Raw genomic sequence first — 5,868 nt, 5'->3', positions numbered from 1 at the left:
GAGCGTTGGTCCGAGTGGCGGAATGGCAGACGCGCTAGCTTGAGGTGCTAGTGCCCTATTACTGGGCGTGGGGGTTCAAGTCCCCCCTCGGACACCCTCCCCGACATCCGGTGACCGGGTTTTGCCGCGAGACCCCGCAGCGTCGGAGTCGGTCGTAGGCTTGGCAGGTACATGAATCGACCGGGCGGCTTCCTTCAACGGACTTCGGCAGCCACGTTTCGTGACCGCCGGGCGGCGGGCCGGGCGCTGGCGGCCGAGCTGTCGGCCTACTCTGTCCACCCTGGCCCCGACGACGTGCTGGTGCTGGGCCTGGCGCGGGGCGGGGTTCCCGTCGGCTGGGAAGTCGCCGCCGCATTGCACGCGCCGCTGGACGTTTTTCTGGTCCGCAAGCTCGGCGTACCGCAGTGGGACGAGCTGGCGATGGGAGCGCTGGCTAGCGGCGGGCAGGTGGTGATCAACGACGACGTGGTTTCCAGCCTGACGATCAGCGACATGGCGCTGCGGTCCGTGATCGACCGCGAGACGGCCGAGTTGCATCGACGCGAGCAGGCATATCGCGGCGGCCGGCCCGCCGCCGACCCGCACGGCAGAATCGTCATCCTCGTCGACGACGGCATCGCCACCGGTGCCAGCATGCTGGCGGCGGTGCAGGCGGTCCAAGCGGCGAATCCAGCGTCGATCGTCGTCGCGGTCCCGGTCGGTCCGGCGTCGGCGTGCCACAAGATCGCCCAGGAAGCCGACGACGTCGTGTGTGCGGCCACGCCGGCGGCGTTCGACGCCGTCGGGCAGGCATATGTCGATTTCCATCAGGTCAGCGACGACGAGGTCCGTGACCTGCTGGCGACACCGACCACCGACGGCGGTTCGCCCGGCTAGCCCGGTCGGTCCGGCCTCAGTGGTTGCCTTGGTCGTCGCTGACGGCGGTGTCCTCGACATCGGAGCCGGCTTGCTCGGCGGATTCACCGACGGGCTTTTCGGCCTGATCGTCGGGCTCGGCCTCATCGGCCTCATCGGCCTTATCGGCCTCATCGGCCTCATCGGCATGACCGGCCTCATCGGCATGACCGGCTTCATCGGCATGACCGCCGGCCTCCGCTGCCGGCTCGGCCTCACCTGACGCCGCCGCCGACCCGTTACGACGACGTTCGGCCAGCGCGTCGATGATCAGCAACAGCACGCCCAGCACACTCGCGCCGATGCACACCCAAGCCACCAGCGCATTGCTAGTGACCACGGCGAACACCAATGCGGCAAGACCTATCACCGCCAGCACCAGCGCAATGATCAGCATCGGTCAACCACCTCCAGCCGACGGGCAGACTAAGCGCTCATCTCGCCTCGGATCAGTTATTTCCCCGACCGAAATGGTTGAATCCACCGCCGTCGCTGCTGGTGCTGGAGTCAACCGGCGCGGCCGAACCTCGCTGTCCCAGTTCCTCGAGCTGAGATTCCAGGTAGGTCTTGAGCCGGGTGCGGTACTCGCGTTCGAATGTGCGCAGTTGTTCCAGCCGTCCCTCCAGCACGGTGCGCTGCTGGTTGATCGTCCCCATGATCTCGGAATGCTTGCGTTCCGCGTCGGCCTGCAGGGCGTCGGCTTTCTCCTGGGCCTGACGCAGCTGGGTCTCCGAGCGGGCTCGCGCGTCGGCGAGCATCGCGTCGGCGCGGTGGCGGGCCTCCGAGACGATCTGCTCGGCGTTGGCTCGGGCGTCGGCCATCAGTTTCTCCGACTCGGCCCTGGCGGTGTCGGTCAGCCGGTCGGCGGTGTCCTGGGCCAGGCTCAGCACCCGGGCGGCCTTGAGCTGCTGCTCCTCGACGGACACCCCGGCGGCTGGCGGCGGTGCGACCGGCTGTCGCACCGGTTCCGGTTCGGGCTCGTAGAGCGGAATGGCGCTGGTGGCCTGCATGGCGGGCGTGGCCTGCGGTCCTCCGCCGGCGCGGGCGGCAGCCAGCTCCTGGTCGAGCTCGTTCACCCGTTGGCGAAGGTCGGAGTTCTCCTCGACGAGCCGGGTCAACTCCGCCTCCACCAGGTCGAGAAAAGCGTCGACCTCGTCTTCGTTATAGCCGCGCTTACCGATCGGTGGCTTGCTGAACGCCACATTGTGCACATCGGCCGGTGTCAGTGGCATTGTCTGCCCCCTTTGAACTCTGGACGGTAGCACCGCTCGGAGAATATGCGAGCCGTGCCGTAACTGCTGTCCATCCTGTCACATCAGACGCGTCCATCGGCAATGGGATTGAAATTAAGAATTAATTTCAAATCGGTACCACAGAAATCTCGTTAAGCAAACGGTCGAAGGCCGATCCCGTTCGAGGACGGCATCGGGTCCCGGACTCCACTGTCGGCGGGCTCGCCGCCGGTTCGTGGCACGCCGGGAAGCGCGCTGCAGGTGCCGGAGGTGGCCGTGGCGACCAATGCGGCAGACTCGGCGGCCGTGGACGACGTGCGGTCCCGCTACAGGCCGCGGCCCGGGTCGCGCGCGACAACGACGCAGGTGCAGATCGCCGCGCACGTCGAAGCGTTGCGCGTGCTGCTGGAGGCAGTGCTGGGCAAGGTGGCCGACCTGTTGCTGCCTGCGCTCGCCGCAGCCAGCGGGGTCTCGCTTGCGGAGTTGGCCGCGCAGTTGCCGGGACAACCGGCACCCGCGGGGCAGGGGACCGAATCCGGGCACGCGCACGCACACGACCACGGCGAGGGCGGCTGCGGCCACTGCGGCGAGGAAGACGAGGACCCTCCCGAACTCGATGTCCGGGAGATCCCGCACGCGATCAGGCATGCAACGGTGTTCGGCGCGTTCGACGCGGCGCCGGTCGGTCGCTCGATGATCCTGTTGGCACCTCACAACCCGATTCCGCTGCTGAACCAGCTCGCCGAGCGCAGCGGTGGCCGTATCGCGGTCGGCTACGAACAGCGCGGGCCGGACGCGTGGCGGTTGCGGTTGACCCGCGTCTGAATTCGCCGATCGGCGCCGGGAGCCGGCGCGTTTCAGCCCACCTGCCGCAGTGCCAGTTCCATACCGAGGAACGCCACCAGCAGCAGCACCATGATCGAGAAGTCCAGGCGCACCGCGCCGATGGTCAGCGGAGGTATCAGTCGGCGCAACAGCTTCACCGGCGGGTCGGTGAAGCTCAAGATGACCTCGAGGATCACCACGGTGGCGCCCCGCGGCTGCCAGTCCCGGCTGAACGAGCGGATGAACTCGACGACGATCCGGGCAATCAACAGCAGCCAGAAAATGAACAGCGCGATACCCAGGATTTCGAAGAACAGCGCCAACGGAGCCCGACCTTACTGATGAGGGTGTGCCAATAGCAGCGCCAGCCTACCGGCCCGCGTGGGCCACCCACGGGGGGGCTTCGTACCAGGCCGTTGATCGGCTGCTCACCGGTATGCGTAGAAGCCGGTCTCGGCGATCCGGCGACGCTGCTCCGGGGACACGTCGACGTCGGCCGGCGACAGCAGGAACACCTTGGTGGCGACCTTGTCGAAGGACCCGCGCAACGCGAAGGCCAGTCCGGCGGCGAAATCGACCAGCCGCTTGGCGTCGGAATTGTCCATCGACACCAGGTCCATGATCACCGGCGTCCCGTCCCGGAACCGCTCGCCGATGGTGCGGGCCTCGCTGTAGTCCTTGGGCCGCAGGGTGGTGATCTTCGACAGCGGGCTGCCCTCGTCGAACAGCATCGCCATCCGACGCGGGTCCATCGCCAGCGCGCCGCGGGTGGCGCCGCGCAGCGACGCGAAGCGCGGCCGCTCGAATTCGTGGGGCCGCAATCGGGGTTCGTCATCGTAACCACCTTGAAAACCCCCCCGGTAGGTCCCCGGCGGATCCTCGTAGTCGCGGTCCTCGAAGCGGTTCTCGTACCGGCCGTAGCCGTCGTCGGAGAACCGTTCTCCGCGGCGGGCATAGCTACGCGACGGAGCACGGTCGTCGTAGTAGTACTCGTCGTCGTAGTCCTCCATCGGGGCCATCCCGAAGTAGGCCTTGACCTTGTGCAGTGTGCTCATCATTGGACCCTTCTAGGCTGCTGGCGATCCCGCGTCTGTGATGAAGATGTGACTGAAGTGACTACTCCCGGTGACGGTAGCGGTCGTGGGCGCATTAGCGCGGTACCGACACGCGCACACGTCGGATCGGGTTTCACCGGATTCCGATTCCGCCGGGCGCTCCGGCCGGCCGGTTCCGGGTCCGGTTCGTTCATTCCAGCCAGACCAGCGAGGCGAGTCGGCCGGTGGAAACGTCGCGACGATGGCTGAACAGGTCTGGATCTGCCACCGTGCAGCGCGGGTCGACGTCGATGGCGGTGACGTCCAAAGCCTGGAGCTGGCAAGTGATTCCGGCCCGCAGATCCAGTCCGGGGGTGCCCGCCGCGGTGGTGGTGCGACTGCCCGGGAGCGCCACCTCGACGGCGTCGGCCATCGCCTGGGGCACCTCGTAGTTGTGGCCGCTGACGGCCGGGCCCAGCAGCACCGAGACGTCCGGCGGGTGCGCACCGAGGGCCAGCATCGCCTCCAGTGCACGGGCCACCACCCCGCGCTGCGCACCGACCCGCCCGGCGTGCACCGCCGCCACCACCCCGGCGCGCGCATCGGCCATCAACACCGGCACGCAGTCGGCGGTCACCACCACCAAGGCCAGCCCGGACACGTTGGTCACCAGCGCGTCGGCGCCCAACGTGCCACCGACCGCGGTGCTGCGTGGCCCGTCGACCACCTCAACCCGGTCACCGTGTACCTGGTTCATCCACACCAGGCGGTCGGCGGAGAGCCCTATCGCCGCGGCCAGCCGGGACCGGTTGGCCGCCACCGCAGCAGGGTCATCGCCGACGTGGTCGCCGAGGTTGAAGGTGTCGAACGGGGGTGCCGAAACGCCGCCGGCCCGGGTGGTGATCACCCGGCGGACACGATAGCTCACGATCTATCCCGTCTTTCCCGGGCGTGCGCACCGGATCAGCGACGCATGAAGGGGGGGATGTCGACGTCGTCGTCCTCGTCATCCCCGCCACCGCCGACACTGACCGTCGCACCGTTGGTGGGCGGCGGCACGCTGACGGCATCGACCGGCTCGAACAGTGCCGAGGTGACCCTGCCTGCTTTCCCGGGGGCGATGGAGTGGCCGGCGCCGACCGACACCGGCGTGCGGCCGGACCCAGCGGCGTCGAAGCCGGCCGCGATCACGGTGACCCGCACCTCGTCGCCGAGTGAGTCGTCGATGACGGTGCCGAAGATGATGTTGGCCTCGGGGTGAGCGGCGTCCTGGACCAGCGAGGCGGCCTCGTTGATCTCGAACAGGCCCAGATCGCTGCCGCCGGCAACCGACATCAATACGCCCTGGGCACCCTCCATGGACGCCTCCAGCAGTGGTGAATTGATCGCGATCTCGGCTGCCTTGAGTGCCCGGCCGTCGCCGCGAGCCGAGCCGATGCCCATCAGCGCGGTGCCCGCACCGCTCATGATGCCCTTGACGTCGGCGAAGTCGACGTTGATCAGGCCGGGCGTGGTGATCAGGTCGGTGATGCCCTGCACTCCGTTGAGCAGCACCTCGTCGGCGCTGCGGAATGCGTCCATCAGCGACACCGCGGCATCGCCCATCTGCAGCAGCCGGTCGTTGGGAATCACGATCAACGTGTCGCAGCTTTCCCGCAACCCGGAGATGCCGGTTTCGGCCTGGTTGCTGCGCCGCTTCCCCTCGAACGAGAACGGGCGGGTGACCACACCGACCGTCAGCGCTCCCAGCTTGCGCGCTACGGAGGCGATGACCGGAGCACCGCCGGTACCGGTGCCGCCGCCCTCGCCGGCGGTGACGAACACCATGTCGGCACCGCGCAGCAGCTCTTCGATCTCGTCCTTGGCGTCCTCGGCGGCCTTGC

General features: G+C 68.1%; 7 protein-coding genes, 1 tRNA gene and 1 pseudogene. 3 read left to right on the top strand and 6 right to left on the bottom strand.

Going from position 1 to position 5,868, the window contains the following annotated elements:
• Positions 1–8: 8 nt before the first annotated feature.
• Both AC2VON_RS03140 and AC2VON_RS03135 read left to right on the top strand, forming a co-directional pair.
• Positions 9–94: transfer RNA gene (locus AC2VON_RS03140), tRNA-Leu, on the top strand.
• 71 nt (positions 95–165) lie between these two features.
• Positions 166–876: pseudogene (locus tag AC2VON_RS03135) on the top strand (phosphoribosyltransferase); the annotation flags it as partial.
• Between the two features lie 16 nt (positions 877–892).
• On the opposite strand, the gene AC2VON_RS03130 reads toward AC2VON_RS03135, so the two are convergent.
• Positions 893–1,291 (bottom strand): DUF308 domain-containing protein, encoded by a 399-nt coding sequence (locus tag AC2VON_RS03130; RefSeq protein WP_486951635.1) that lies wholly within the window; start codon positions 1,289–1,291, stop codon positions 893–895.
• 52 nt (positions 1,292–1,343) lie between these two features.
• Complete coding sequence (gene wag31 / locus AC2VON_RS03125) at positions 1,344–2,126, bottom strand: DivIVA-like cell division protein Wag31 (protein WP_486951634.1); 783 nt, start codon at positions 2,124–2,126, stop codon at positions 1,344–1,346.
• Between the two features lie 270 nt (positions 2,127–2,396).
• On the opposite strand from wag31, the gene AC2VON_RS03120 reads away from it, so the two are divergent.
• Positions 2,397–2,951 carry a DUF2249 domain-containing protein gene (locus AC2VON_RS03120; protein ID WP_486951633.1) on the top strand — a complete coding sequence of 185 codons (555 nt, stop codon included), beginning with the start codon at positions 2,397–2,399 and terminating at the stop codon, positions 2,949–2,951.
• Positions 2,952–2,983: 32 nt separating this feature from the next.
• Here the strand turns inward: AC2VON_RS03120 and AC2VON_RS03115 are convergent, their stop codons facing one another.
• The 4 genes from AC2VON_RS03115 to ftsZ all read right to left on the bottom strand — a co-directional run.
• Positions 2,984–3,274 (bottom strand): YggT family protein, encoded by a 291-nt coding sequence (locus AC2VON_RS03115; RefSeq protein WP_486951632.1) that lies wholly within the window; start codon positions 3,272–3,274, stop codon positions 2,984–2,986.
• A gap of 105 nt (positions 3,275–3,379) precedes the next feature.
• Positions 3,380–4,006 (bottom strand): cell division protein SepF, encoded by a 627-nt coding sequence (locus AC2VON_RS03110; protein ID WP_486951631.1) that lies wholly within the window; start codon positions 4,004–4,006, stop codon positions 3,380–3,382.
• 190 nt (positions 4,007–4,196) lie between these two features.
• Complete coding sequence (gene pgeF, locus AC2VON_RS03105) at positions 4,197–4,913, bottom strand: peptidoglycan editing factor PgeF (protein ID WP_486951630.1); 717 nt, start codon at positions 4,911–4,913, stop codon at positions 4,197–4,199.
• A gap of 35 nt (positions 4,914–4,948) precedes the next feature.
• Positions 4,949–5,868 (bottom strand): cell division protein FtsZ (gene ftsZ, locus AC2VON_RS03100; protein WP_486951629.1); only part of this gene is annotated, 920 nt, incomplete at its 5' end.

Source organism: Mycobacterium sp. TH-M82 (assembly GCF_057473605.1).
Note: the sequence above shows the minus strand (reverse complement) of the source record. Positions and strands in the feature narration are given on the sequence as shown.

Bases quoted from the DNA above. Each gene is read 5' to 3' on its own strand.
- wag31 (WP_486951634.1), bottom strand. From the start codon at position 2,126: ATGCCACTGACACCGGCCGATGTGCACAATGTGGCGTTCAGCAAGCCA.
- AC2VON_RS03130 (WP_486951635.1), bottom strand. From the start codon at position 1,291: ATGCTGATCATTGCGCTGGTGCTGGCGGTGATAGGTCTTGCCGCATTG.
- AC2VON_RS03110 (WP_486951631.1), bottom strand. From the start codon at position 4,006: ATGAGCACACTGCACAAGGTCAAGGCCTACTTCGGGATGGCCCCGATG.